This window comes from Xanthomonas sp. MUS 060 (assembly GCF_000963215.1).
In the GTDB taxonomy this organism is placed as follows: Bacteria; Pseudomonadota; Gammaproteobacteria; order Xanthomonadales; family Xanthomonadaceae; genus Xanthomonas_A.
The window spans coordinates 16,094-40,251 of sequence record NZ_JZIM01000023.1 but is presented as its reverse complement, the minus strand read 5'-3'; the positions used below and the strand labels follow the sequence as shown (position 1 = coordinate 40,251).

The following is a 24,158-nucleotide window of genomic DNA, read 5'->3' as shown; positions in this document are numbered from 1 at the left end:
GACCGCACCGCCGAAGGCCGAGCAATCAAATGCCTTGTGATCGTGGACGATGCGACCCACGAAGCAGTCGCCATGGAGGTGGAGCGTGCCATCTCCGGCCATGGTGTGGCACGCGTGCTGGAGCGACTGACGCACAGTCGTGGCCTGCCGAAGATGATCCGCACCGGTAATGGCAAGGGATTTGCGGCAAGGCCATGGTTGCCTGGGCGCACGGTCGTGGTGTGCAGTGACGGCTGATCCAACCTGGAAAGTCAAACCAAAACGCCTACGTCGAATCGTTCAATGGCCGACTGCGCGATGAGTGCCTCAATGAACACTGCTTCCCGACGCTGCTACATGCGCTCACCGACATCGAACGGTGGCGACGCGAGTACAACGAAGATCGACCCAAAAAAGCGATCGGCGGCATGACACCGGCCGCATATGCCAAACGCCTGGCAACAGCAATATCATCACCGCCGGACTCTAAACCCGACTGCTATTCAGGATGGTGAGAAGTCGCCTCGTCGGCGAAAATATCCCGCTTGAAGGCGCTACGCGAATTGTGTAATGATTAACTCTTGGCACGTGGGGTTGTATTTGGAGGGGAAAGGTTTTTAGAGCCTTCCTTATCATCACCGCCGGACTCTAAGCCCGACTGCTATTCTTCAGGATGGTGAGAAGTCGGATGGTGAGAAGTCGCCTCGTCGGCGAAAATAAATATCCCGCTTGAAGGCGCTACGCGAATTGTGTAATGATTAACTCTTGGCACGTGGGGTTGTGTTTGGAGGGGAAAGGTTTTTAGAGCCTTCCTTTAATACTAGAGGTTTACCATGATTATAAAAGAACGCAGGTGCAATCAGGGCGGCGGCTGGTGGCGGTTTACGGCCGGCACGGCGCTAGTGGTGACGTTAACGCTGCAAGTATCCGCAGTTGCGTCAGCAGTCCCGGCGGCGGCCCTTGACAGTGTCACGCCCAGCGACATCAAGGCCGTGGCGGCCGATGCTGACGTGCGCCAGAAGGTTTATTTCGCCGGCCCTACAAAGGGCTTCGTCGCCAAGGCGCTTTCGGCATCTCTGCCGGCCGGCACTGAAAGCAGCTATGACATCCTGGTGATCGGCGATGCCGACCGGGGAGGCAGCGCCACGCTGGAGCTGGCCCGCAAGGCGCTGGCTGAAGGCAAAGAAGTGGTGTTGGACGCCGCCAGTGACGGTTCGGCTCAGTCGGCCCACGCAAATACGCTCCCGCTTGAAGGCGCTACGCGAATTGTGTAATGATTAACTCTTGGCACGTGGGGTTGTGTTTGGAGGGGAAAGGTTTTTAGAGCCTTCCTTTAATACTAGAGGTTTACCATGATTATAAAAGAACGCAGGTGCAATCAGGGCGGCGGCTGGTGGCGGTTTACGGCCGGCACGGCGCTAGTGGTGACGTTAACGCTGCAAGTATCCGCAGTTGCGTCAGCAGTCCCGGCGGCGGCCCTTGACAGTGTCACGCCCAGCGACATCAAGGCCGTGGCGGCCGATGCTGACGTGCGCCAGAAGGTTTATTTCGCCGGCCCTACAAAGGGCTTCGTCGCCAAGGCGCTTTCGGCATCTCTGCCGGCCGGCACTGAAAGCAGCTATGACATCCTGGTGATCGGCGATGCCGACCGGGGAGGCAGCGCCACGCTGGAGCTGGCCCGCAAGGCGCTGGCTGAAGGCAAAGAAGTGGTGTTGGACGCCGCCAGTGACGGTTCGGCTCAGTCGGCCCACGCAAATACGCTAATTAAGGGCCCTGGTGGGAACCAGCATCGACTCAGGCGCAGTGCGGCCCTGGTGGGAACCAGCATCGACTCAGGCGCAGTGCGGGTTAAAAAGGGCGATCGCGGCTACTATGTGACGCCGATCGACACCCCCGCAGTGGTGCTGAAGAAACTGCAGATCACCGCGGCCGATGCCCAATTGCAAGAATCGGATAGTAAGCCCAGCATTAATTCCGTCCAGAACATTTTTGGAATTCAGAGTAAGGACCCCGCGCAATGAAAGTCACCCATATCGGCAGTGCCTTCGCTTTCGTGCTGGCGGCAACCCCCCTGCAGATCGCCCATGCCGGCGATGCCTGTTTTCCGAGCAACGACGGCAACGGTGGGTTCGTGAGCATGCTGGGCGACAGTACCTCGTGGGGAATTCCCACGAGCCAGGCTAGCAATACGTGGGACGACTGGATCTGGCGAGGCCCGTCGTTCTACTGCAATCCGAGAGGCTTGACTTGCACCTACAGCTGGACCAAATCGAATACCTCGGGGTACCAATGGTCGGTCGGTGTGGACATGAATTTGGGCGCAATCCCCGTCATCGGAACATTCTTGGGAATGTTCAACATCAGGGGCGAGTACCAGAAACAAAAAAGCTATACGGAGACCTTCGGCTGGACCCAGATGATGCAACCCGGCACTACCGCGCAGCCCGTGCAGGTCGTTGTGCGTCGCTGGAAGGGCGGTGACTTCCAGGGGGGCTGGTGGAGGGTCGATGGCGGATCATGCACAATCAGATACCGCGTTGGAAGGGCCGTATACACGAAACCTGGCAACCGTTATTGGTGGGACGGTACCGTCCACTACGGCAGTTGGAATGCCGAGGTGGAAGAGACCCGCTACGCCATGTACAACATCAAAAGCTATACGGAGACCTTCGGCTGGACCCAGATGATGCAACCCGGCACTACCGCGCAGCCCGTGCAGGTCGTTGTGCGTCGCTGGAAGGGCGGTGACTTCCAGGGGGGCTGGTGGAGGGTCGATGGCGGATCATGCACAATCAGATACCGCGTTGGAAGGGCCGTATACACGAAACCTGGCAACCGTTATTGGTGGGACGGTACCGTCCACTACGGCAGTTGGAATGCCGAGGTGGAAGAGACCCGCTACGCCATGTACAACATCTGGTGGTGATCGTCCATGGCGCATCACGCCTTGGCATCAGCGCGTGATGCCGCCTGAAAGGCGGCTTGGCGGTAAATGTGTGGCTTGGTTGGGGGGGGGATTTCAGCAGACTTATCTGGATGCTCCACAGACATAAGTAGCTGTGGCATCAAGACGCTATTGACTTCGCTGGAAGTTCACATCATGCGAATTGGAGCGGGAAACGAGACTCGAACTCGCGACCTCAACCTTGGCAAGGTTGCGCTCTACCAACTGAGCTATTCCCGCATTCAGAGAGCATAGTCTACAGTCCTGCGAAGCATCGCGCTAGATCTCTTTACAAGGATGTGTCGCGTGCAATGTCTGCGGGCGTTTGAATCTCCCAGAGTTCCGTAGACACTCAATGACTTTCGTTGTGCGTAGCGCCGTTCTGGCTCTACAGGGGACAGATCGTCATCGGAGCGGTGGCGGCGTTTGGGGTTGTAGTGACGCTCCTGTTCCTGAGTCGTGTTCGGGTCTGGGGCACGGGTCTCATGAAAACGAGACTCGAACTCGCGACCTCAACCTTGGCAAGGTTGCGCTCTACCAACTGAGCTATTCCCGCATTCAGAGAGCATAGTCTACAGTCCTGCGAAGCATCGCGCTAGATCTCTTTACAAGGATGTGTCGCGTGCAATGTCTGCGGGCGTTTGAATCTCCCAGAGTTCCGTAGACACTCAATGACTTTCGTTGTGCGTAGCGCCGTTCTGGCTCTACAGGGGACAGATCGTCATCGGAGCGGTGGCGGCGTTTGGGGTTGTAGTGACGCTCCTGTTCCTGAGTCGTGTTCGGGTCTGGGGCACGGGTCTCATGACATTGCTGTTGGTCAGATGCCGAGCATGCGCGGACGCGGTTATGTTGCCGATTGCCTTATCTGGTCGCTATTCTTTGTATTCGCATCGCTAAGGCTCTTTAGTCTGTTGATGCAACAGGGTAGGGAGCTCGTGTTCTCGTTGAGGCATCAGTCGCGCAGTCGGCCATTGAACGATTGGAGATAGGTGTTTTGATTCGGCCTGCTTTTGCGACGGATCGCCTGCGGCAGGCTGCGACTGTGCGCTAGCCGGTCCAGCACGCGCGCCATGCCATGGCCCGAGATGGTGCGCTCCACCTTGATCGCGACAGCCTCATGCGTTGCGTCGTCCAGGATCACCAAGCGCGTGATGATGGCGAGGCAAGAACGACACGATGTGGTGGCGGACCATCAAACGACGAGAGTCATGATAGTCAGGCGGTGACCAACAGCTTGAGCGACGACACGGTGCACGTCGCCGTGCTGGTGCAGGCGGCGCAGCCCGTCGGCACACGCGAGGTGGTACTGGCGACCGCCAACAAGCCGACCTTGGAAACGGTGCAGAACACGCATAGCAATCTTTAGTCTGTTGATGCAACAGGGTAGGGAGCTCGTGTTCTCGTTGAGGCATCAGTCGCGCAGTCGGCCATTGAACGATTGGAGATAGGTGTTTTGATTCGGCCTGCTTTTGCGACGGATCGCCTGCGGCAGGCTGCGACTGTGCGCTAGCCGGTCCAGCACGCGCGCCATGCCATGGCCCGAGATGGTGCGCTCCACCTTGATCGCGACAGCCTCATGCGTTGCGTCGTCCAGGATCACCAAGCGCGTGATGATGGCGAGGCAAGAACGACACGATGTGGTGGCGGACCATCAAACGACGAGAGTCATGATAGTCAGGCGGTGACCAACAGCTTGAGCGACGACACGGTGCACGTCGCCGTGCTGGTGCAGGCGGCGCAGCCCGTCGGCACACGCGAGGTGGTACTGGCGACCGCCAACAAGCCGACCTTGGAAACGGTGCAGAACACGCATAGCAAAGAGACGACGACAGCCAGGATAAGAAAGAGCGGTGTTTCGGCGCTGGCCGTGCCAGCTGCATCATTGGCGGCAGCAGGCAGGCCAACACGCTCGACACCACGTCAGTGACCCACAAGCGCGCAGCGCTGTGAGCCCCGGAAACGAAAAAACCGCCTCTTGATGGGCGGTTTTCCATATTCCTTCCGTGCTGTAACTTGGAAGTGCAATCAAATCACCATAAATCATTGATTTGATTGGTGGGCGGTACAGGGTTCGAACCTGTGACCCCTACCATGTCAAGGTAGTGCTCTACCGCTGAGCTAACCGCCCCTGTCTGCAACAGCGCACCGTCACAGGGGCGCGCATCTTAGCTCACCTGACGGGCAAGAACAATAGCCTGGGCACGCCTTCGACTAGGCACAGACCTAGCCGACCAGACTGGCATCGCGCAGCTTCTTCATCTGGTCGCGCACGCGCGCGGCATCCTCGAATTCCAGGTCGCGCGCATGCTGGTACATCTTCTGCTCCAGTGCCTTGAGCCGTGTCGCGATCTCCGCTGGCTCAAGCGTGCGATAGTCGAGCGATTCTTCCGCCACACGACGTGCCTTCCCCTTGCCGGGTTTGGCTTCGGCCTCACGCGCGCCCTCCAGGATATCCACGATCGGCCGCGCCACCGACTTGGGAGTGATGCCATGCGCCAGGTTGTACTCCACCTGCTTTTCGCGGCGGCGACCGGTCTCGTCGATTGCCGCCTGCATCGAACGCGTCATCTTGTCCGCATACAAAATGGCCTTGCCGCGTACATTGCGCGCAGCACGGCCAATCGTTTGAATCAGCGAACCGGTGGAACGCAAGAATCCCTCCTTGTCCGCATCCAGGATCGCGACCAGCGATACTTCCGGCATGTCCAGTCCTTCGCGTAGCAGGTTGATGCCGACCAGTACATCGAACTTGCCCAGGCGCAGATCACGGATGATTTCCACACGCTCGACGGTATCGATGTCCGAGTGCAGATAGCGCACCTTCACTCCGTGCTCGCCCAGGTACTCGGTGAGGTTCTCGGACATACGCTTGGTCAGAGTGGTCACCAGCACCCGGTCTCCATCGGCCACGCGCAGGTTGATCTGCGAGAGCAGGTCGTCGACCTGGGTGGCGACCGGACGGATCTCCACCTGCGGATCGATCAACCCGGTCGGCCGCACCACCAACTCTGTGATCTCGCCTGCCGACTCGCGCAACTCGTATGGCCCCGGGGTCGCCGACACATAGATACTGCGCGGTGAACGCGCCTCCCACTCTTCGAAGCGCAGTGGCCGGTTGTCCAGCGCCGACGGCAAACGAAACCCGAACTCGACCAGCGTCTCCTTGCGCGAGCGGTCGCCTTTGTACATCGCGCCGATCTGCGGCACGGTGACATGGGATTCGTCCACGACCAGCAAGGCGTCGGGCGGCAGGTAGTCGAACAGGGTCGGCGGCGGCTCGCCCGCTGCCTTGCCAGTGAGATGGCGCGAGTAGTTTTCGATGCCGTTGCAATAGCCCACCTCGGCCATCATTTCCAGATCGAACTGGGTGCGCTGCGCCAGCCGCTGCGCCTCCACCAGCTTGCTCTGCGCGTATAGCTGTTCGAGCCGTTGTTTGAGCTCAAGCTTGATCGTATCCACCGCGCTGAGCGTGCGCTCGCGGGTGGTCGCATAGTGCGTCTTGGGGTAGATCGTGTAGCGCTGCAGTTTGCGCAGGGTCTCGCCGGTCAGCGGATCGAACAGCGCCAATTGCTCGACGTCACCGTCGAACAGTTCGATTCGCAGCGCCTCGCTGTCGGATTCGGCCGGGAACACGTCGATGACTTCGCCGCGCACACGGAAGCTGCCGCGATGCAGTTCGTACTCGTTGCGGGTGTACTGCAGGTCGGTCAGGTGGCGAATCAGTTGACGCTGCTCGATGTGCTCGCCGATCGACAGAATCAAACGCAACGACAGATAGTCGTCCGGCGCGCCCAGGCCATAGATCGCCGAGACCGTGGCCACCACCAACGCATCGGGGCGCGACAGCAGGGTCTTGGTCGCGGCCAGCCGCATCTGTTCGATGTGTTCGTTGATCGAGCTGTCCTTCTCGATGAAGGTGTCCGAGGACGGCACATACGCCTCGGGCTGGTAGTAGTCGTAGTAGCTGACGAAGTACTCGACCGCATTGTTCGGGAAAAACGCCTTGAATTCGCCGTATAGCTGCGCCGCCAGCGTCTTGTTCGGCGCCATCACCAAGGTCGGCTTCTGGATCGCCTGGACCACATTGGCGATGGTGTAGGTCTTGCCCGAGCCGGTCACACCGAGCAGGGTCTGCTTGGCCAGGCCGGCCTGGAAGCCAGCGACCAGCTTCTCGATCGCTTTTGGCTGGTCGCCTGCTGGCGAATATGGTGAGACGAGCTGAAAACGGTCGGACATGCACACACCTCAAAGGTGGGAGACGGCAATGGGCATCGACTGACCTAGCGCCGAGGGAAGCTCCTACATGGGAACGCAGCCCCCCCTCATTCAAGTCCTGTCACTTGACCATGAGACTGGCAGCCTCGCACGGATAGGAGGGCGATCATGCGCAAAGTATGCAGCAAAGGCTACACATTGCTGGAAGCAATGATCGTGATGGCGCTGATCTGCATCGTCACCGGGATCGGTCTGCCGGGGTTCGGGGACTTGCGGTCGAGCCATCGGGTGAGCGCAACCATCCACCAACTCAGCACTTATTTCGCACTGGCGCGTAACAGCGCCATCAGTTCCGGCATTCCAGTGAGCGTTTGCCCTTCTCGCGGGGACGGCCGCTGTCGCAGCGATAGCGACTGGAGCCAAGGCTGGATGGTGTTCCGCGACCCTGAGCGGCGAGGTCAGCCCGACGCGCCCATCAGCATCCTCAGCCAGGAAACCGCGCCAGCCATCGGCTCGTTGGTGGTGCTATCCAGCCAGGACAGGTCCTTGGTCCGCTTCTTCCCGGACGGACTCAGCAGCGGCAGCAATCTCACGGTCAGGATATGCGAGCGTGGACGGCTACGCGCCAAGGTTGTGGTGAACAACAGTGGCCGGACGCGCTCGGTTAAAGCGAAAGGAGGCCTGCCGTGCCTGGCTCCGGACTGAAAATACAACAGCGGCGATTGCGCGCGGCTGTTGTCATGCCCCCGTTGAAATCCTGCACAGCTGTTAGTTTTCGACGCAGAGATCTGTGAGCGAGGTGATGGACGAAGAGCCTAGTGGGAGACTCGCCAGCGCTGACCTCTGCTCCCGCATTCGGAGGGGTTTGCGCGTGCCGGTGCTCAATACAGAATCCGCGTCCGTAATGTTCCCGCCACCCGTGCCAGTTCCTCCTTCAGCGCCGTGGCCTGTTCCACGCTGGCGGCGATGTCGATCACCACATAGCCGACCTTGGGGTCGGTGCGCAGGAATTGGCCGTCGATGTTGACGTTGTGGCGCGAGAACAGATCGTTGACCTGCGACAGCACGCCCGGCACGTTGCGATGGATGTGCAGCAGACGCAGGCTTTGGTCATGTTCGGGCAGGGTGACCTCGGGGAAGTTCACCGCCGACAAGGTGCTGCCGTTGTCGCTGTAGCGCACCAGTTTGGCCGCCACTTCCACGCCGATGTTGTCTTGCGCTTCCAGCGTGCTGCCGCCCACATGCGGGGTCAGGATCACGTTGTCGTGCGCGGTCAGAGGCGATTCGAACAACTCGCCGTTGCCCTTGGGTTCGACCGGGAACACGTCCACCGCCGCGCCGCCGATGTGGCCGCTGCGCAGCGCCGCGTCCAGCGCATCGATATCGATCACGCTGCCGCGCGAGGCGTTGATCAGGTGCGCACCCGGCTTCATCTGCGCCAGTTGCGCTGCGCCGATCATGTCCTTGGTCGAGGCGAGCTCGGGCACATGCAGAGTGACCACGTCCGCGCGTGCCATCAGGTCGCTCAGGTCGGCCGCCGCCCGTGCATTGCCCAGCGACAGCTTGGTTTCGATATCGTGGAAGATCACCTGCATGCCCAGCGCTTCGGCCAGCACCCCGACCTGGGTGCCGATGTGGCCGTAGCCGACAATGCCCAGCACCTTGCCGCGAGTTTCGTGGCTGCCGGTGGCCGACTTGGACCAGCCGCCGCGATGGCACTCGGCGTTTCTTTGCGGAATGCCGCGTAACAATAGGATCGCCTCGGCGATGACCAGTTCGGCAACGCTGCGGGTATTGGAGTAGGGCGCGTTGAACACTGGAATCCCGGCCAGTTCGGCCGCGTCCAGGTCGACCTGATTGGTCCCGATACAGAAGCAGCCGATCGCGATCAGGCGCTTTGCCTGCGCCAGCACTGGCGCGCTGAGCTGGGTTCGCGAGCGGATACCGACGATATGCGCCTCGGCGATGCGCTGCTTGAGTTCTTCTTCCGGCAGCGACTTGGCGTGCAATTCGATCTGCGAATAGCCGGCGGCGCGGAACGTGTCGATGGCGGTCTGGCTGATGCCTTCGAGCAGCAGTACGCGGATCTCCTGCTTCGGGAACGAGGTTTTCTTGGGCGACATTGCGGCGAGCGGGCCATGGCCAACGGGGCCGGCCACTATGCCAGATGCGCCCGCACTTGGGTGCGTGGCCATTGGCCGCAATGTGGAGCGGCGCAGCGTAAACGTAGCGCCGACAATGGTTTCTCCTGTATCGGTCCGTTGTCACGCACGCTGGACGCAGCGGTGCGACACTGGCACGCTTGAGGGCTTGCTTTCGTTGCCGACTTTTGACCATGACCGACCCGCGCCTGGACGCCCTGGCTCACGCCGTTCCCACCCTACGGCTGAAGACCGATCCTGCCGACCTGGAACACTACGGGCGCGACTGGACCCGGCGCTGGACCCCGGCGCCGTTGGCGATTGCGCTCCCGGCCACGGTGGAGGAGGTGCAGGCGGTGCTGTGCTGGGCCAATGCCCACGCGGTGGCGGTGGTGCCTTCCGGTGGTCGTACCGGCCTGTCCGGTGGTGCGGTGGCCGCGCACGGCGAACTGGTGCTGAGCCTGGAGCGGATGAACAAAGCGCTGGCCTTCGATCCGGTCGATCGCACGTTGACGGTGCAGGCGGGCATGCCGCTGGAGGCGGTACACAATGCCGCACGCGAACATGGCTTGGTGTATCCGGTGGATTTCGCCGCGCGCGGCTCGTGCTCGATCGGCGGCAACATCGCCACCAATGCCGGCGGTATCCGCGTGATCCGTTACGGCAATACCCGCGAGTGGATCGCCGGGCTGAAAGTGGTCACTGGCAGCGGCGAGCTGCTCGATCTCAATCGCGGGTTGATCAAGAATTCCAGCGGCTACGATTTCCGCCAGTTGCTGATTGGCTCGGAAGGCACACTCGGCATCGTGGTCGAGGCGACCTTGCGGCTGACCGATCCGCCGCCGCCCAGCAACGTGATGTTGCTTGCGTTGCCCTCGTTCGAGGTGTTGATGGAGGTGTTCGCCGCGTTCCGTTCTGCGTTGCAGTTGGAGGCGTTCGAATTCTTCACCGACCGCGCGCTGGAGCATGTGCTGGCGCATGGCGCGCAGGCGCCGTTCGACACGCTGTATCCGTACTACGTGGTCACCGAATACGCCAGTGGCGATGAGGCGCGGGAAGCCGCGGCGCTGGGCGCGTTCGAGGCGTGCATGGAGCAGGGCTGGGTCCTGGATGGGGTCATCAGCCAGAGTCAGGCGCAGGCGGCGCAGCTATGGCGCCTGCGCGAGGGCATCACCGAGGCGGTGGCGCGTTACACGCCGTACAAGAACGATGTCTCGGTGCGGATCTCGGCGATGCCGGCGTTCCTGGCGCAGACCCAGGCGCTGCTCGGGCAGGCGTACCCGCAGTTCGACGTGGTCTGGTTCGGCCACATCGGCGATGGCAACCTGCATATCAACGTGCTCAAGCCCGAGGCCACCGCGTCGGCGGATTTCATCGCCGCCTGCGAACACGTCACCAAGCTGCTCGCGCAGGTGCTGGCCGCGCATGGTGGCAGTATTTCCGCCGAGCATGGGATCGGCCTGGTCAAGAAGCCCTATCTGGACAGCACCCGCAGTGCGCAGGAGATTGCGTTGATGCGCGCGGTCAAGCGCGTGTTCGATCCATCCGGTTTGCTCAATCCAGGTAAACTGTTCGATAGTTGAGCGCCCATGCGGCGGCGCGGAACGTGTCGATGGCGGTCTGGCTGATGCCTTCGAGCAGCAGTACGCGGATCTCCTGCTTCGGGAACGAGGTTTTCTTGGGCGACATTGCGGCGAGCGGGCCATGGCCAACGGGGCCGGCCACTATGCCAGATGCGCCCGCACTTGGGTGCGTGGCCATTGGCCGCAATGTGGAGCGGCGCAGCGTAAACGTAGCGCCGACAATGGTTTCTCCTGTATCGGTCCGTTGTCACGCACGCTGGACGCAGCGGTGCGACACTGGCACGCTTGAGGGCTTGCTTTCGTTGCCGACTTTTGACCATGACCGACCCGCGCCTGGACGCCCTGGCTCACGCCGTTCCCACCCTACGGCTGAAGACCGATCCTGCCGACCTGGAACACTACGGGCGCGACTGGACCCGGCGCTGGACCCCGGCGCCGTTGGCGATTGCGCTCCCGGCCACGGTGGAGGAGGTGCAGGCGGTGCTGTGCTGGGCCAATGCCCACGCGGTGGCGGTGGTGCCTTCCGGTGGTCGTACCGGCCTGTCCGGTGGTGCGGTGGCCGCGCACGGCGAACTGGTGCTGAGCCTGGAGCGGATGAACAAAGCGCTGGCCTTCGATCCGGTCGATCGCACGTTGACGGTGCAGGCGGGCATGCCGCTGGAGGCGGTACACAATGCCGCACGCGAACATGGCTTGGTGTATCCGGTGGATTTCGCCGCGCGCGGCTCGTGCTCGATCGGCGGCAACATCGCCACCAATGCCGGCGGTATCCGCGTGATCCGTTACGGCAATACCCGCGAGTGGATCGCCGGGCTGAAAGTGGTCACTGGCAGCGGCGAGCTGCTCGATCTCAATCGCGGGTTGATCAAGAATTCCAGCGGCTACGATTTCCGCCAGTTGCTGATTGGCTCGGAAGGCACACTCGGCATCGTGGTCGAGGCGACCTTGCGGCTGACCGATCCGCCGCCGCCCAGCAACGTGATGTTGCTTGCGTTGCCCTCGTTCGAGGTGTTGATGGAGGTGTTCGCCGCGTTCCGTTCTGCGTTGCAGTTGGAGGCGTTCGAATTCTTCACCGACCGCGCGCTGGAGCATGTGCTGGCGCATGGCGCGCAGGCGCCGTTCGACACGCTGTATCCGTACTACGTGGTCACCGAATACGCCAGTGGCGATGAGGCGCGGGAAGCCGCGGCGCTGGGCGCGTTCGAGGCGTGCATGGAGCAGGGCTGGGTCCTGGATGGGGTCATCAGCCAGAGTCAGGCGCAGGCGGCGCAGCTATGGCGCCTGCGCGAGGGCATCACCGAGGCGGTGGCGCGTTACACGCCGTACAAGAACGATGTCTCGGTGCGGATCTCGGCGATGCCGGCGTTCCTGGCGCAGACCCAGGCGCTGCTCGGGCAGGCGTACCCGCAGTTCGACGTGGTCTGGTTCGGCCACATCGGCGATGGCAACCTGCATATCAACGTGCTCAAGCCCGAGGCCACCGCGTCGGCGGATTTCATCGCCGCCTGCGAACACGTCACCAAGCTGCTCGCGCAGGTGCTGGCCGCGCATGGTGGCAGTATTTCCGCCGAGCATGGGATCGGCCTGGTCAAGAAGCCCTATCTGGACAGCACCCGCAGTGCGCAGGAGATTGCGTTGATGCGCGCGGTCAAGCGCGTGTTCGATCCATCCGGTTTGCTCAATCCAGGTAAACTGTTCGATAGTTGAGCGCCCATGCGGCGTCGCGGCCCGATCACGGGTTCAGCCACTGCTCGCGGTGGATCGCCTGGCGATGTGCTGCGGCCTTGTCCGCGCTCCTCTACACGACATTTTTGTCTGGAACGATTGCGATGACCCGAATGACTGCGCGCTTGACCCTGCTGTTCGCTCTGATCGTGCCCGTGTTCGCGCAGGCGTCCAGCTTCGCCGGCAGCTCGGCTGGTTCCGCATCGGCTGGCTCGGCGGGCAGCTCGGAATCCTCGAACAGCAGTTCGAACCGGAACAACAAGATTGTGCTACAGGCGCGCGATGACGCGGCCGGTTTCGTCGCCAGCGCCGGTCGTATCCGTGGCGCGCAATTGGAGGCGGCGCTGCGTGTGCTGCGCGAGCGCAATCGGCAGGCGCGGCAGGCCAGCGACCTGGAATTGGCGCAGGCGATCCTGGCGCTGTGACACTGCGCCGCCGCGTGGCGCGGTGGCTCGTCCTGGCAGCGCTGGCCTGCGCGGTCCCGGCGCAAGCGGTGCAATTGCAATGCGATGACCAGGGGCTGAGCGCTTCCGAGCGCGCGGCCAGTCGGAGCTTGCTCGATGCCGCGCAGGCACGGCTGCCACCGGCCTGGGCGGCGGCACTGCCTGCCTCTGTGCCGGTACAGTGGCGCGACGATCTACCGCCGCAGGTGCACGGACGCGCCTTGGCACAGAGCGTGCTGTTGAACAAGCAATTGCTGCGCGAATGGATGGCGGCCAATGCCGGCACCGATCCGGCCAGCGATCCGGCACGGCGACCGGCTATGGCCGCGCTGCTGCACGAACTAGCGCATGTTTACGACCATTCCGCAGCCGGCCACTTATCGTCCGATCCGCGCCTGCTGGACTTGGCCGGATGGCAGGTGAGTCCGATGCGCCTGGGCTTGCGCCGCGACCACAACGCCCTCACCGAGCGCAGTCCGGATCGTTACGAGTTGGAATCGCCGGCAGAGTACGTGGCGGTGAATCTGGAACACGTCCTGCTCGATCCGGATTATGTCTGCCGTCGTCCGGCCTTGGCCGACTACTTCGCTCAGCGTCTGGCATGGACGCCGCCGCCGACCCGCTGCGCGCCCGGCCTGACCTTCGTGCAGGACCCGCTGGCCGAGCAGGCGCTGCTGCTGCAAGTGGACCCGGCACGGGTCTATGCGGTGGATTACCTGCTGGCCGAAGGCAATACGCAGCCGATGAGTCGCTGGGGCCACAGCATGCTGCGCCTGGTGATCTGCGCGCCGGGACGGCCGCTCGGGCCGCAATGCCGGCTCGATTTGGCTGACCACGTGGTGCTGTCGTTTCGCGCCTTCGTCAACGATGTGCAGATTTCCAACCTGCGAGGATTGATTGGTTCGTATCCGTCGCGGTTGTTCGTGCTGCCGCTGCATCAAGTGATCGACGACTACACCCAGGTACAACTGCGCGGGCTGCAGTCGCTGCCGTTGAACCTGCGCCGCGATGAGATCGTCGCGTTGCTGGAGCGCGCCGGACAACTGCATTGGAGCTACGACGGTCGCTATTACTTTCTCAGCAACAACTGCGCCGTAGAGACCTACGCCTTGCTGCACGATGCGGTACCGCGATTAGCCGCCGCGCACTTGTCCGGCATCACACCGACCGGCCTGCGTCAGCGCCTGCTGCGCGCTGGTATCGCCGATGCCTCGGTGTTGGAGAGCAACGCGGCGGCGGTGCGGCAGGGGTATTACTTCCCGGCGGCGAGCGCGTATTTCGCCGAGATGTTCGCGGTGGCGCGTGCGGGTCTGGCGTTGCCGGCACGCGATGTCAATGCTTGGCTGGATCTGCCGGCCGCGCAGCGTGCGCCTTGGCTGCAACGCGGCGATCTGCGCGCCAGTGCGGCGTTGTTGCTGCTGGAGAATGCCGCCCGCTTGCGTGCCGAGATGCGCGCTCGCGACGCGCTGAAGCGGCGTTATCTGCGCGCGTCGTCCTGGTTTGCGCCGGTGCGTCCTGGCAACAGCTTCGATCCCCTCGGCGATACCCGCGAGGCGGCCGCGGCGGTACGCGCGGTGCTCGCGCAGCAGGGGTTGTTGAGTCAACCGTCCAGTTTGTTGCAGGGTCAGCCGGGCTACGGCCTGCCGCAGGCACAGGAGCGTGCCTGGCTGCAGGAGCGCAGTCAGGCGTGGATCACCGCGCTGCGCGCCGACGGCACCGCACTGCGCAAACGCCTGCGTGATCTGTTGCCGTCGCCGTTGCAGGCGGAGCTGGAGCAGCTCGACACGAATCTGGCGACGCTGGGGGCGCGTCTGCGCACGCTCAACCGCGAGGGCGGCGGGCTGCAATTGAATACATCCTCGCAGTTGTCACTGCCGTCAGTGCAGTGAGCGGCAGGTCGATCCAAGGTGGCTGCCATCGCGCGGTGTGGTCGCGCAGGTGTCGTTGTCGCCGCCGCGCGGTGGTGCTCAGTCCGCGCGGCCTGCGAACTCGCCGGTCGTGGTGTTGACCAGCACGCGTTCGCCGTTGCCGATGTACTCCGGCACCATGATCTCGATGCCGGTGTTGAGTTTGGCCGGTTTGGGCCGCTTGGTCGCGGTACCGCCCTTGAGCTCCGGCGGCGTTTCGACCACTTCCAGGGTGACGCTCTGCGGCAGTTGGATCGCCACCGGCTGGTCGTCGATGACCTGCACGTAGATGCCGCTGAGACCGTCGGTGATGTAGCCGGCGTCGTTGCCGATGGCGTCGGCGTCCAGCGTGTAGGGCGTGTAGTCCTCGTCGTCGAGGAACACGAACGCCTCGCCGTCCTTGTAGGAGAAGCTGGCCTGACGGCGCATCAATTCGACCTCGCGCAGGTCGTCGTCGCCGTCGAAACTGGCGTCGAGTTTGTTGCCGCCGGGCACGCTGTACATGACGAAGCGGAAGCGCACGTTGCCGCCACGCCCCTGCGGCGAGCTGCGCTCGATGTCGCGGATCTGGTACACGCTGTTGTTGTATTCGACGACGTTGCCTTTCTTGATTTCGTTGACTTTCATGGGGGCACAGTATGTGGGTGGAGGCGAAGAGGGGCTGCGCGACAGCGGCCCATGGGCCGATGTCGCGCTTACTTGGGGGCCAGGCGTACCGCACCGTCCAGGCGGATCACTTCGCCATTGAGGTAGCGGTTGCGCAGCAGGAACATCACCGTGTCGGCGAATTCCTCCGGCTGGCCGAGGCGCGAAGGATACGGGATCGCGGCGGCCAGCGACTGCTGCACGGCCTCGGGCATGCCATCGACCATCGGTGTCCAGAAGATGCCCGGGGCGACGGTGTTGACGCGGATACCGAAGCGCGCCAGTTCGCGTGCCATCGGCAGCGTCATCGCCACCACGCCGCCCTTGGACGCGGCATACGCCGCCTGGCCGATCTGGCCTTCGTAGGCGGCGATGCTGGCGGTGTTGACGATCGCACCGCGCTCGCCATCCTCGCCAGCCGCGTTGTGCTGCATCAGGTTCGCCGCCGCTTTGGCGACGTTGAAACTGCCGACGAGATTGACCATCACCGTGTGCTGGAACGAGGCCAGCGCCATCGGCGCTTCCTTGCCGAGGATGCGGCCTGCGCCGAGGATGCCGGCACAGTTGATCGCGGTGTTGAGGCCGCCGAGGAACTGCTGTGCGGTATCCAACTGTGCCGCCACTTGGGCCTCGTTGCTGACGTCGGTGCGCAGGTAGCAGGCATGGTGCTTGCCCAGCGCGGTAATCGCGGCGGCGCCCTTGTCGTCGTTCAGATCCAACAGCGCCACTTTGCCACCCTCGGCGACGATGCGCTGCGCCACGGCCAGTCCAAGGCCGGACACGCCGCCGGTGACCACGGCGCGCAGATCGGCAAGTTGCATGGAGATTTCCTTAGCTGACGCGGGCGTCGAGGAACACGAACGCCTCGCCGTCCTTGTAGGAGAAGCTGGCCTGACGGCGCATCAATTCGACCTCGCGCAGGTCGTCGTCGCCGTCGAAACTGGCGTCGAGTTTGTTGCCGCCGGGCACGCTGTACATGACGAAGCGGAAGCGCACGTTGCCGCCACGCCCCTGCGGCGAGCTGCGCTCGATGTCGCGGATCTGGTACACGCTGTTGTTGTATTCGACGACGTTGCCTTTCTTGATTTCGTTGACTTTCATGGGGGCACAGTATGTGGGTGGAGGCGAAGAGGGGCTGCGCGACAGCGGCCCATGGGCCGATGTCGCGCTTACTTGGGGGCCAGGCGTACCGCACCGTCCAGGCGGATCACTTCGCCATTGAGGTAGCGGTTGCGCAGCAGGAACATCACCGTGTCGGCGAATTCCTCCGGCTGGCCGAGGCGCGAAGGATACGGGATCGCGGCGGCCAGCGACTGCTGCACGGCCTCGGGCATGCCATCGACCATCGGTGTCCAGAAGATGCCCGGGGCGACGGTGTTGACGCGGATACCGAAGCGCGCCAGTTCGCGTGCCATCGGCAGCGTCATCGCCACCACGCCGCCCTTGGACGCGGCATACGCCGCCTGGCCGATCTGGCCTTCGTAGGCGGCGATGCTGGCGGTGTTGACGATCGCACCGCGCTCGCCATCCTCGCCAGCCGCGTTGTGCTGCATCAGGTTCGCCGCCGCTTTGGCGACGTTGAAACTGCCGACGAGATTGACCATCACCGTGTGCTGGAACGAGGCCAGCGCCATCGGCGCTTCCTTGCCGAGGATGCGGCCTGCGCCGAGGATGCCGGCACAGTTGATCGCGGTGTTGAGGCCGCCGAGGAACTGCTGTGCGGTATCCAACTGTGCCGCCACTTGGGCCTCGTTGCTGACGTCGGTGCGCAGGTAGCAGGCATGGTGCTTGCCCAGCGCGGTAATCGCGGCGGCGCCCTTGTCGTCGTTCAGATCCAACAGCGCCACTTTGCCACCCTCGGCGACGATGCGCTGCGCCACGGCCAGTCCAAGGCCGGACACGCCGCCGGTGACCACGGCGCGCAGATCGGCAAGTTGCATGGAGATTTCCTTAGCTGACGCGGGAAAACCGCAGTTTAGCCGGGAGCGGCCATGTGGCGCATGTGGGGTTACGGTGCTGGCGTCGTCGTGTCCTGGTCCGCTGCCAGCGCCTGACCGACCTTGCTGCCGGTGGGCCGGTTCAGTCGATGCGCCAGCCAGCGCCCGGTCGCGGCCAGTGCCGATAGATCGATGCCGGTCTGCACGCCGTTGCCATGCAACAGGTAGACCACGTCCTCGCTGGCCACGTTGCCGCTGGCGCCCTTGGCGTAGGGGCAGCCGCCAGCGCCGGACACCGCCGCATCGACCACGCGCACTCCCTCGTCCAGGCACGCGGCGATGTTGGCCAATGCCTGGCCGTAGGTATCGTGGAAGTGCACCGCCAACGCCGCCATCGGCACCTCGCTGGCGACCGCGCGCAGCATCGCCCGTGCCTTGGCCGGCGTGCCGATCCCGATGGTGTCGCCCAGCGAGATTTCGTAGCACCCCATCGCGTGCAGGCGTTGCGCCACCCGCACCACGTCGGTCAACGGGACTGCGCCCTGGTAAGGGCAGCCGAGCACGGTGGAAACATAACCGCGCACCTTGACCCCGTCCGCTGCGGCACGCGCCAGTACCGGTGCGAAGCGCGCCAGCGACGCATCGATGCCGGTATTGGTATTGGTGCGGTTGAAGGTTTCCGAGGCTGCGGTGAACACCGCCACTTCGCGCACGCCCACCGCGATGGCGCGCTCGTAGCCCTGTAGATTGGGTACCAGCACGGGATAGTCCACGCCTGGCGTCGGCACGATGCCGGCGTAGACCTGCGCTGCGTCGGCCAGTTGCGGCACCCATTTCGGGCTGACGAAGCTGGTTGCCTCGATGCTCGGCAGGCCGGTGCGAGACAACCTGGCGATCAACTCGATTTTGTCGACGGTGGCGACCCAGGTCTTCTCGTTCTGCAGGCCGTCGCGCGGGCCGACTTCCACCACGCGCACGATATCGCTCATGGCTGCCGCTCCGGCAGATACCGCGCTGGAGAGGCGAGCGTGGCAGGCATGGCTCGGATCACGGCGACTGCTGATTCACATCGCCACCAGCAGCGGCACGGGTGGCTCGCCAGCGGGGCTGGCCTGCTGCTGGTCGACGCGGATACGGCGCGCTCTGGTGGCATGTCAGCTCTGGCCGATCCAGCGCGGAGTGCGCTTTTCGAGGAATGCGCCGAGGCCTTCCTGCCCTTCGGGCGAGACCCGCAACTGCGCGATCAGCGTGGCATTGGCCTGGTCCAGCGCATCGCGTTCGCCACCGGCGGCGACGCGCCGCACCAGGGTCTTGGCGGCGGCGGCGGCCAGCGGCCCGGCCTGGCCCAGCAGCGCCACCTGCTGTTGCACCGCTGCGTCCAGCGCCTGCGGTGCCACCACCTCGTGGACCAGGCCGATCTGCGCGGCGGTGGTGGCGTCGAACGGCTCGGCACTGGCGAACCAGCGCCGCGCCTGGCGTGCGCCGATGGCGGCGATCACGTAGGGCGAGATCACCGCTGGCAGCAGGCCCAGGCGACTTTCGCTGAGTGCGAAGCGCGCATCGGTGGACGCCACCGCGATGTCGCAGCATGCGATCAACCCTACCGCGCCGCCGAACGCGGCGCCGTGGACACGCGCGACGGTGGGCTTGGGCAGTTCGTCGAGCACGCGCATCAAGCGCGCCAGGGCCATCGCGTCGTCGTGATTGTCCTGCGCGCTGGCGGCGGCCATCGCGCGCATCCATTGCAGGTCGGCGCCGGCCGAGAATGCGCTGCCGGTGCCGCCCAGGACCACGATCTGGATCAGTGGATCGACCGCGATCTGTTGCAGCGCGTCGGTGAGTTGCGCGATCAAGGCGACGTCGAAGGCGTTGCGCAGTGCGGGGCGGTTCAACTGCAGCGCCAGGACCTTGCCCGATCGTTCCAGCAGCAGTGCATCGCTCATCGATGGATCTCGTGTGGAAAGGGAATGGCCGCCATTGCGCGATCATATCCGGCTGCGCCGCGACCGCCATGGATGCGGCGTTGCGATGCTATAATTGATAATCATTCCTATCGACAGAACGTGTTGTGACCTTGTCCGATATGCCTTTGCGTAGCAGCGCCCTGGTGGAAGCCGTGCACGAGCGCCAGCCCAACGACGCCATTGCGCGGCGTCTGCGCGAGCTGGGGTTCGTCGCCGGCGAGCAGGTGCAAGTGCTGACCAGTGGGCCGATCGGGGGGGAGCCACTGTTGGTGCAGGTGGGCTATACGCGGTTTGCGCTGCGCCGCAGTGAAGCGGCGCGGGTGCAGGTCAGTCCGCTGGCCGAGGGGCGGCCATGAAGGAGGCGCTTGCGCCGCTGCGTCTGGCTTTGGTCGGCAACCCGAATTGCGGCAAGACTGCATTGTTCAATCAGTTGACCGGTAGCAGGCAGAAAATCGCCAACTATGCCGGCGTTACCGTCGAGCGCAAGGAGGGGCGCTTGCGTGCGCCATCCGGACGTGAGTTCGCGGTGCTGGATCTGCCCGGCGCCTACAGCCTGCAACCGGCCAGTGTCGATGAAGCCATCACCCGCGATCTGTGCCGTGGCTTTTACCCAGGCGAGCCGGCGCCGGATGTGCTGGTGTGCGTGGTCGATGCGACCAACCTGCGCCTGCACTTGCGTTTCGCATTGGAATTGCGCGCGCTGGGCAAGCCGATGCTGGTGGCGCTGAACATGGTCGACGCCGCGCAGCGCCGTGGTATCGGCATCGACCGCCAGGCACTGGAGCAGGCGCTGGGCGTGCCGGTGATCGAAACCGTGGCGGTGCGTCGCCACGGCGCACGTGCGTTGGTCCAATACCTGGATACGCTGGCACCGGCGTTGCCGCCCGTGGTGGCGTCGGTCGATGCGCGCGGCGACGATCACGATCAGGTGCGCAGCATCCTTGCGCGTGCGGTGACGATGCCCAGCCGCACGGCGCGTATCGACGACGCGCTGGATCGCTGGCTGCTGCATCCGGTCGTCGGGTTGCTGACCTTGGTACTGGTGATGTTCCTGATCTTCCAGGCGGTGTTCGCTTGGGCCAGGCCGCTGATGGACCTGATCGAAGACGCCAGCAATGCACTCGGCGCCTGGGTGGGCGCGGCCATGCCGGCCGGGCCGCTGAACAGCTTGGTGGTGGATGGCGTCATCGCCGGGATAGGCGGCGTGGTGGTGTTTTTGCCGCAGATCCTGATCTTGTGCGGCTTCATTTTGGTGCTGGAAGAATCCGGCTACTTGCCGCGCGCGGCGTTTTTGCTCGATCGCATGATGTCGGCGGCGGGATTGTCCGGACGCTCGTTCATCCCGCTGCTTTCAAGTTTCGCCTGCGCGGTGCCGGGCATCATGTCCACGCGCAGTATCCAGGACCCGCGCGACCGCCTGGCCACCATTCTCGTGGCGCCATTGATGACCTGCTCGGCGCGGCTGCCGGTGTACACGCTGCTGATCGCCGCGTTCGTGCCGCAACAGCAGGTCTGGGGGGTGTTCAATCGGCAGGGGTTGGTGCTGTTCGGCTTGTACGTGGCCGCCATCCTCAGTGGTCTGGGAGTCTCCTGGGCGATGAAGAAATGGCGCCGCGATAGGGGCGAGCATCCGCTGTTGCTGGAGCTGCCTTCGTACCGCGTTCCGCGCCTGCGCGACCTGGGGCTGGGTCTGTGGGAGCGTGCGGCGATCTTTCTCAAGCGCGTGGGCGGCATCATCCTGGCGCTGACCATCCTGCTGTGGTTTCTATTGAATTTCCCGGCAGCACCGGCCAATGCGACCATGCCGATGATCGATTACAGCTTCGCCGGGCGCATCGGCCATGCGATGGCCGTGGTGTTCGCGCCGCTGGGCTTCAATTGGCAGATCTGTATCGCGCTGATCCCGGGGCTGGCCGCACGCGAGGTGGCGGTGTCGTCGCTGGCGACGGTGTATGCGTTGTCCGCCAGCGACGACGCTGCCGCCGCGCAGGCGCTGGCGCCGTTGATCGGCAATGGCTGGTCGCTGGCCACCGCGTTATCCCTGTTGGCCTGGTACATCTACGCGCCGATGTGCATTTCCACCCTGGCCACGATCAAGCGTGAGACCAATTCGTGGAAGCAGATGAGCGTTGCCGCGTGCTACCTGTTCGCGCTGGCCTACCTGGCCTCGCTCATCACCTACCAGGTTGCGCTGGCGCTGGGAGCGGGTTGAGATGAGCGCTTCGTTGCTGCTGCAGTATCTGTTGATCGCGCTGGCGGTGCTGGTGAGTGCCTGGGTGGTATTGAAGAAACAATTCCCCGGCAGCGTGCGTTGGTTGCGCAGTGCGCTGGCGCGGGTATTGCTGCGGCCGGCTCGCCCGGTTTGGTTGCAGTCTTTGGGGCGGGCGATCGCACCGCCGCCCAGCGTTGGCCCGGGGGGATGTGGCGGTTGCGATAACTGCGGTCCCGCGCCACCGCGTCGACATTGAGACCCGCTGCGTCGGTCAACGGCGTGTCATGTGCAGACGCGCCCGTCTGTGCGGGGCGATGCGATGTCGATGACGGCGTTCTGCATCCTTCATCCATCGTTGCGTGCGCGGTGCGCTGGTCGGCGTTTCGCGTCGGATGCGATGGTTTTTGATTTTCCCCCTGTTGTGTTGTCCTGCAAACCGCTAGCCTTGGCGGATGACGACTTCTCCGTTGCGTGTGTTGATTCATGGTGCGTCTGGCCGCATGGGCCAGGCGTTGTTGCGTCTGGCGGCGCAGGATACGGCGGTACAGGTGGTGGCTGCGGTGCTACGGCGAACACCGGCGCAGCGAGTGATCGATGGCGTGCCGTACTTCGCCGCTGCCGAACTCAATGGCGTGCCCGAGTTCGATGTGGCGATCGATTTCAGCCTGCCGGAGGGCTTTGATCCGGTCCTGGCACTGTGCGTGGCGCGTGGCGCGGCGCTGGTGTCGGGGACCACCGGCCTGGACGCGACACAGCGGCAGGCGTTGGCGGCCGCCGCCGAGCGCATCGCGCTGATCTGGGCGTCGAACTTCAGCCTTGGCGTTGCGGTGTTGAACGAACTGGTGGAGCGTGCCGCCGCGGCGTTGCCCGGCTGGGATTGCGATATCGTCGAATCCCATCATGTGCATAAACAGGATGCACCTTCAGGCACCGCGCTCACCCTGGGCGAGGCAGCCGCACACGGCGGTGCGACCCCGCGCTATGCCAGCCTGCGCGCCGGCGACATCGTCGGTGAGCATCTGGTGCAGTTCACCGGCCTTGGCGAGCGGGTGGAGCTGCTGCACCGTGCGACTAATCGCGACATCTTCGCCCGTGGCGCGTTACATGCCGCCACACGCCTGCCGGGACGCGCGCCGGCGGCCTACCGATTGCGCGACTTGCTCGACTGAACGACGTTTTGACACAAACGGCTGGCGCGGACCGTCGCGCGCCGGTAGAATTCTTCCTCGCCTGTTACCCATCGCCACGAACCCGGAGAAGCGCCGCGTTCGCGGTTTCTTGCAGCCGCAAGTTTTGATGGGGCAGGGTTCCTCTTTTCCCCCAAGGCGAACCTCGTGACTCAACCCGCAATCCTTGTCCTTGAAGACGGCACCGTGTTCGAGGGCATTGCCGTAGGTGCCACTGGCCTGTCTGTCGGCGAAGTGGTGTTCAACACCGCCATGACCGGTTACCAGGAGATCGTGACCGATCCGTCGTATGCGCGCCAATTGGTCACGCTGACGTATCCCCATATCGGCAACACCGGTTGCACCGAGCAGGACGACGAGGCCGCTCACGTCTGGTCGGCTGGCCTGATCGTGCGCGATGTACCACGTCGTCCCAGCAACTGGCGCAGCCAGGTGGCGTTGCCGCAGTGGCTGGCGCAGCGCGGCGTGGTCGCTATTGCCGGTATCGACACCCGCAAGCTGACCCGTATCCTGCGCGAGAAGGGTGCGCAGAACGGCGCGCTGATGGCCGGTGCGGTGAATGTGGACGCCGCGTTGGAGGCGGCGCGCAGCTTCCCTGGGCTCAAGGGCATGGATCTGGCCAAGGTGGTGTCCACCGATCAACCTTATGCGTGGCGCGAGGGCCAGCTCGATCTGGACCGCAACGTCTTCGTTCAAGCCGAGCCGAAGTTCAAGGTGGTGGCTTACGACTACGGGGTCAAGCGCAACATCTTGCGCATGCTCGCCGAGCGCGGTTGCGAGGTCACCGTGGTGCCGGCGCAGACGCCGGTCGCCGAGGTGTTGGCGATGCAGCCCGACGGCGTGTTTTTGTCTAACGGCCCTGGCGATCCCGCGCCGTGCGATTACGCGATCGCCGCGATCAAAGAGCTGCTTGCACGCAAGATACCGACCTTCGGCATCTGCCTGGGCCACCAACTGCTGGCGTTGGCGGCTGGTGCGCAGACCTTGAAGATGGGGCACGGCCACCATGGCGCCAACCATCCGGTGCAGGATCTGGACAGTGGGCAGGTGATGATCACCTCGCAGAACCATGGTTTCGCGGTCGATGAGGCCTCGCTGCCTGCGCATGTTCGGGTCACCCATCGTTCGCTGTTCGACGGTACCAACCAAGGAATCGAGCTGACCGATGCTCCGGCCTTCGGCTTCCAGGGCCATCCGGAAGCCTCGCCGGGTCCACGCGATGTGGCGCCGTTGTTCGATCGTTTCACTGCGCTGATGGCTGCCGCCGCCTGATGGC

At 63.8% G+C, this 24,158-nt stretch carries 23 protein-coding genes, 3 tRNA genes and 4 pseudogenes; 16 read left to right on the top strand and 14 right to left on the bottom strand.

Annotated elements, in window-relative coordinates; translation table 11 throughout:
* The 4 genes and pseudogenes from XANALMUS060_RS15015 to XANALMUS060_RS17645 form a co-directional block, all read left to right on the top strand.
* Nucleotides 1-494, top strand: a pseudogene (locus XANALMUS060_RS15015) (integrase core domain-containing protein); the annotation flags it as partial.
* Between the two features lie 318 nt (nt 495-812).
* Nucleotides 813-1,253, top strand: coding sequence for a hypothetical protein (locus XANALMUS060_RS15010; protein WP_045739128.1), 441 nt, complete (start codon nt 813-815; stop codon nt 1,251-1,253).
* Between the two features lie 78 nt (nt 1,254-1,331).
* Nucleotides 1,332-2,000: a hypothetical protein gene (locus XANALMUS060_RS15005; RefSeq protein ID WP_045739127.1), complete on the top strand. Its 669-nt coding sequence runs from the start codon at nt 1,332-1,334 to the stop codon at nt 1,998-2,000.
* Nucleotides 1,997-2,905 carry a hypothetical protein gene (locus XANALMUS060_RS17645; RefSeq protein ID WP_052688189.1) on the top strand — a complete coding sequence of 303 codons (909 nt, stop codon included), beginning with the start codon at nt 1,997-1,999 and terminating at the stop codon, nt 2,903-2,905. The genes XANALMUS060_RS15005 and XANALMUS060_RS17645 overlap by 4 nt, the downstream gene beginning before the upstream one ends.
* A 182-nt stretch (nt 2,906-3,087) precedes the next feature.
* On the opposite strand, the gene XANALMUS060_RS14995 is transcribed toward XANALMUS060_RS17645, so the two are convergent.
* The 3 genes and pseudogenes from XANALMUS060_RS14995 to XANALMUS060_RS22190 all read right to left on the bottom strand — a co-directional run.
* Nucleotides 3,088-3,163 (bottom strand) — tRNA-Gly (locus XANALMUS060_RS14995).
* A 237-nt stretch (nt 3,164-3,400) separates the two neighbouring features.
* Nucleotides 3,401-3,477 (bottom strand) — tRNA-Gly (locus XANALMUS060_RS14990).
* A gap of 240 nt (nt 3,478-3,717) precedes the next feature.
* Nucleotides 3,718-4,067 (bottom strand): annotated as a pseudogene (locus XANALMUS060_RS22190) (integrase core domain-containing protein); the annotation flags it as partial.
* A 78-nt stretch (nt 4,068-4,145) separates the two neighbouring features.
* On the opposite strand from XANALMUS060_RS22190, the gene XANALMUS060_RS20640 reads away from it, so the two are divergent.
* Entirely contained in the window at nt 4,146-4,289 is a 144-nt protein-coding gene (locus XANALMUS060_RS20640; RefSeq protein WP_161795433.1) for a hypothetical protein, read from the top strand.
* 48 nt (nt 4,290-4,337) lie between these two features.
* Here XANALMUS060_RS20640 and XANALMUS060_RS14980 read toward each other — a convergent pair.
* Nucleotides 4,338-4,526, bottom strand: a pseudogene (locus XANALMUS060_RS14980) (IS3 family transposase); the annotation flags it as partial.
* 90 nt (nt 4,527-4,616) lie between these two features.
* On the opposite strand from XANALMUS060_RS14980, the gene XANALMUS060_RS20060 reads away from it, so the two are divergent.
* On the top strand, nt 4,617-4,850 hold the full coding sequence (locus XANALMUS060_RS20060; RefSeq protein ID WP_152640526.1) for a hypothetical protein: 234 nt from the start codon (nt 4,617-4,619) through the stop codon (nt 4,848-4,850).
* A gap of 126 nt (nt 4,851-4,976) precedes the next feature.
* Here the strand turns inward: XANALMUS060_RS20060 and XANALMUS060_RS14975 are convergent.
* A tRNA-Val gene (locus tag XANALMUS060_RS14975) sits at nt 4,977-5,051 on the bottom strand.
* Between the two features lie 95 nt (nt 5,052-5,146).
* Nucleotides 5,147-7,159 carry an excinuclease ABC subunit UvrB gene (uvrB, locus tag XANALMUS060_RS14970; protein WP_045739126.1) on the bottom strand — a complete coding sequence of 671 codons (2,013 nt, stop codon included), beginning with the start codon at nt 7,157-7,159 and terminating at the stop codon, nt 5,147-5,149.
* Nucleotides 7,160-7,306: 147 nt separating this feature from the next.
* Here uvrB and XANALMUS060_RS14965 point away from each other — a divergent pair, with 147 nt between their 5' ends.
* Nucleotides 7,307-7,843, top strand: a complete 537-nt coding sequence (locus XANALMUS060_RS14965) for a GspH/FimT family pseudopilin (RefSeq protein ID WP_045739125.1) — start codon at nt 7,307-7,309, stop codon at nt 7,841-7,843.
* A gap of 176 nt (nt 7,844-8,019) precedes the next feature.
* Here the strand turns inward: XANALMUS060_RS14965 and serA are convergent, their stop codons facing one another.
* Entirely contained in the window at nt 8,020-9,261 is a 1,242-nt protein-coding gene (gene serA, locus XANALMUS060_RS14960) for a phosphoglycerate dehydrogenase (RefSeq protein ID WP_045739124.1), read from the bottom strand.
* 212 nt (nt 9,262-9,473) lie between these two features.
* Between serA and XANALMUS060_RS14955 the strand changes: the two genes are divergently transcribed.
* Nucleotides 9,474-10,862, top strand: a complete 1,389-nt coding sequence (locus XANALMUS060_RS14955) for an FAD-binding oxidoreductase (RefSeq protein ID WP_045739123.1) — start codon at nt 9,474-9,476, stop codon at nt 10,860-10,862.
* Here XANALMUS060_RS14955 and XANALMUS060_RS22710 read toward each other — a convergent pair.
* Nucleotides 10,834-10,968: a hypothetical protein gene (locus tag XANALMUS060_RS22710; RefSeq protein ID WP_255352384.1), complete on the bottom strand. Its 135-nt coding sequence runs from the start codon at nt 10,966-10,968 to the stop codon at nt 10,834-10,836. The two genes, XANALMUS060_RS14955 and XANALMUS060_RS22710, sit on opposite strands and share 29 nt — an antisense overlap.
* A 212-nt stretch (nt 10,969-11,180) precedes the next feature.
* Between XANALMUS060_RS22710 and XANALMUS060_RS14950 the strand changes: the two genes are divergently transcribed.
* The 3 genes from XANALMUS060_RS14950 to XANALMUS060_RS14940 all read left to right on the top strand — a co-directional run bounded on the left by XANALMUS060_RS14950 (nt 11,181) and on the right by XANALMUS060_RS14940 (nt 14,919).
* Complete coding sequence (locus XANALMUS060_RS14950; RefSeq protein WP_045739123.1) at nt 11,181-12,569, top strand: FAD-binding oxidoreductase; 1,389 nt, start codon at nt 11,181-11,183, stop codon at nt 12,567-12,569.
* A gap of 131 nt (nt 12,570-12,700) precedes the next feature.
* Nucleotides 12,701-13,012 (top strand): DUF2388 domain-containing protein, encoded by a 312-nt coding sequence (locus tag XANALMUS060_RS14945; RefSeq protein ID WP_045739122.1) that lies wholly within the window; start codon nt 12,701-12,703, stop codon nt 13,010-13,012.
* The gene (locus tag XANALMUS060_RS14940) at nt 13,009-14,919 is read left to right on the top strand and encodes a DUF4105 domain-containing protein (protein ID WP_045739121.1); all 1,911 of its coding nucleotides are present in this window, start codon (nt 13,009-13,011) and stop codon (nt 14,917-14,919) included. Before XANALMUS060_RS14945 ends, XANALMUS060_RS14940 begins: the two co-directional genes overlap by 4 nt.
* A gap of 78 nt (nt 14,920-14,997) precedes the next feature.
* Here XANALMUS060_RS14940 and yeiP read toward each other — a convergent pair whose 3' ends face one another.
* The 6 genes and pseudogenes from yeiP to XANALMUS060_RS14910 form a co-directional block, all read right to left on the bottom strand.
* Nucleotides 14,998-15,564 (bottom strand): elongation factor P-like protein YeiP, encoded by a 567-nt coding sequence (gene yeiP / locus XANALMUS060_RS14935; protein ID WP_045739120.1) that lies wholly within the window; start codon nt 15,562-15,564, stop codon nt 14,998-15,000.
* Nucleotides 15,565-15,632: 68 nt separating this feature from the next.
* Nucleotides 15,633-16,403 carry an SDR family oxidoreductase gene (locus tag XANALMUS060_RS14930; RefSeq protein ID WP_045739119.1) on the bottom strand — a complete coding sequence of 257 codons (771 nt, stop codon included), beginning with the start codon at nt 16,401-16,403 and terminating at the stop codon, nt 15,633-15,635.
* A 25-nt stretch (nt 16,404-16,428) separates the two neighbouring features.
* Nucleotides 16,429-16,683, bottom strand: a pseudogene (locus tag XANALMUS060_RS14925) (elongation factor P-like protein YeiP); the annotation flags it as partial.
* Between the two features lie 68 nt (nt 16,684-16,751).
* Nucleotides 16,752-17,522, bottom strand: a complete 771-nt coding sequence (locus tag XANALMUS060_RS14920; RefSeq protein WP_045739119.1) for an SDR family oxidoreductase — start codon at nt 17,520-17,522, stop codon at nt 16,752-16,754.
* A 68-nt stretch (nt 17,523-17,590) separates the two neighbouring features.
* The gene (locus tag XANALMUS060_RS14915) at nt 17,591-18,508 is read right to left on the bottom strand and encodes a hydroxymethylglutaryl-CoA lyase (protein WP_045739118.1); all 918 of its coding nucleotides are present in this window, start codon (nt 18,506-18,508) and stop codon (nt 17,591-17,593) included.
* 165 nt (nt 18,509-18,673) lie between these two features.
* On the bottom strand, nt 18,674-19,462 hold the full coding sequence (locus XANALMUS060_RS14910; protein ID WP_045739117.1) for an enoyl-CoA hydratase-related protein: 789 nt from the start codon (nt 19,460-19,462) through the stop codon (nt 18,674-18,676).
* Nucleotides 19,463-19,587: 125 nt separating this feature from the next.
* Here XANALMUS060_RS14910 and XANALMUS060_RS14905 point away from each other — a divergent pair, with 125 nt between their 5' ends.
* From XANALMUS060_RS14905 to carA, 5 genes are all read left to right on the top strand, one after another.
* On the top strand, nt 19,588-19,839 hold the full coding sequence (locus XANALMUS060_RS14905; protein ID WP_045739116.1) for a FeoA family protein: 252 nt from the start codon (nt 19,588-19,590) through the stop codon (nt 19,837-19,839).
* Nucleotides 19,836-21,695, top strand: coding sequence for a ferrous iron transporter B (locus XANALMUS060_RS14900; RefSeq protein ID WP_045739115.1), 1,860 nt, complete (start codon nt 19,836-19,838; stop codon nt 21,693-21,695). The genes XANALMUS060_RS14905 and XANALMUS060_RS14900 overlap by 4 nt, the downstream gene beginning before the upstream one ends.
* 1 nt (nt 21,696) lies before the next feature.
* Nucleotides 21,697-21,951 carry a DUF6587 family protein gene (locus XANALMUS060_RS14895; protein WP_045739114.1) on the top strand — a complete coding sequence of 85 codons (255 nt, stop codon included), beginning with the start codon at nt 21,697-21,699 and terminating at the stop codon, nt 21,949-21,951.
* Between the two features lie 196 nt (nt 21,952-22,147).
* Nucleotides 22,148-22,864, top strand: a complete 717-nt coding sequence (gene dapB, locus XANALMUS060_RS14890) for a 4-hydroxy-tetrahydrodipicolinate reductase (protein ID WP_082065162.1) — start codon at nt 22,148-22,150, stop codon at nt 22,862-22,864.
* 165 nt (nt 22,865-23,029) lie between these two features.
* A complete protein-coding gene (gene carA / locus XANALMUS060_RS14885; protein ID WP_045739112.1) occupies nt 23,030-24,154 on the top strand; it encodes a glutamine-hydrolyzing carbamoyl-phosphate synthase small subunit in 1,125 nt (374 codons plus the stop codon).
* Nucleotides 24,155-24,158 lie beyond the last annotated feature (4 nt).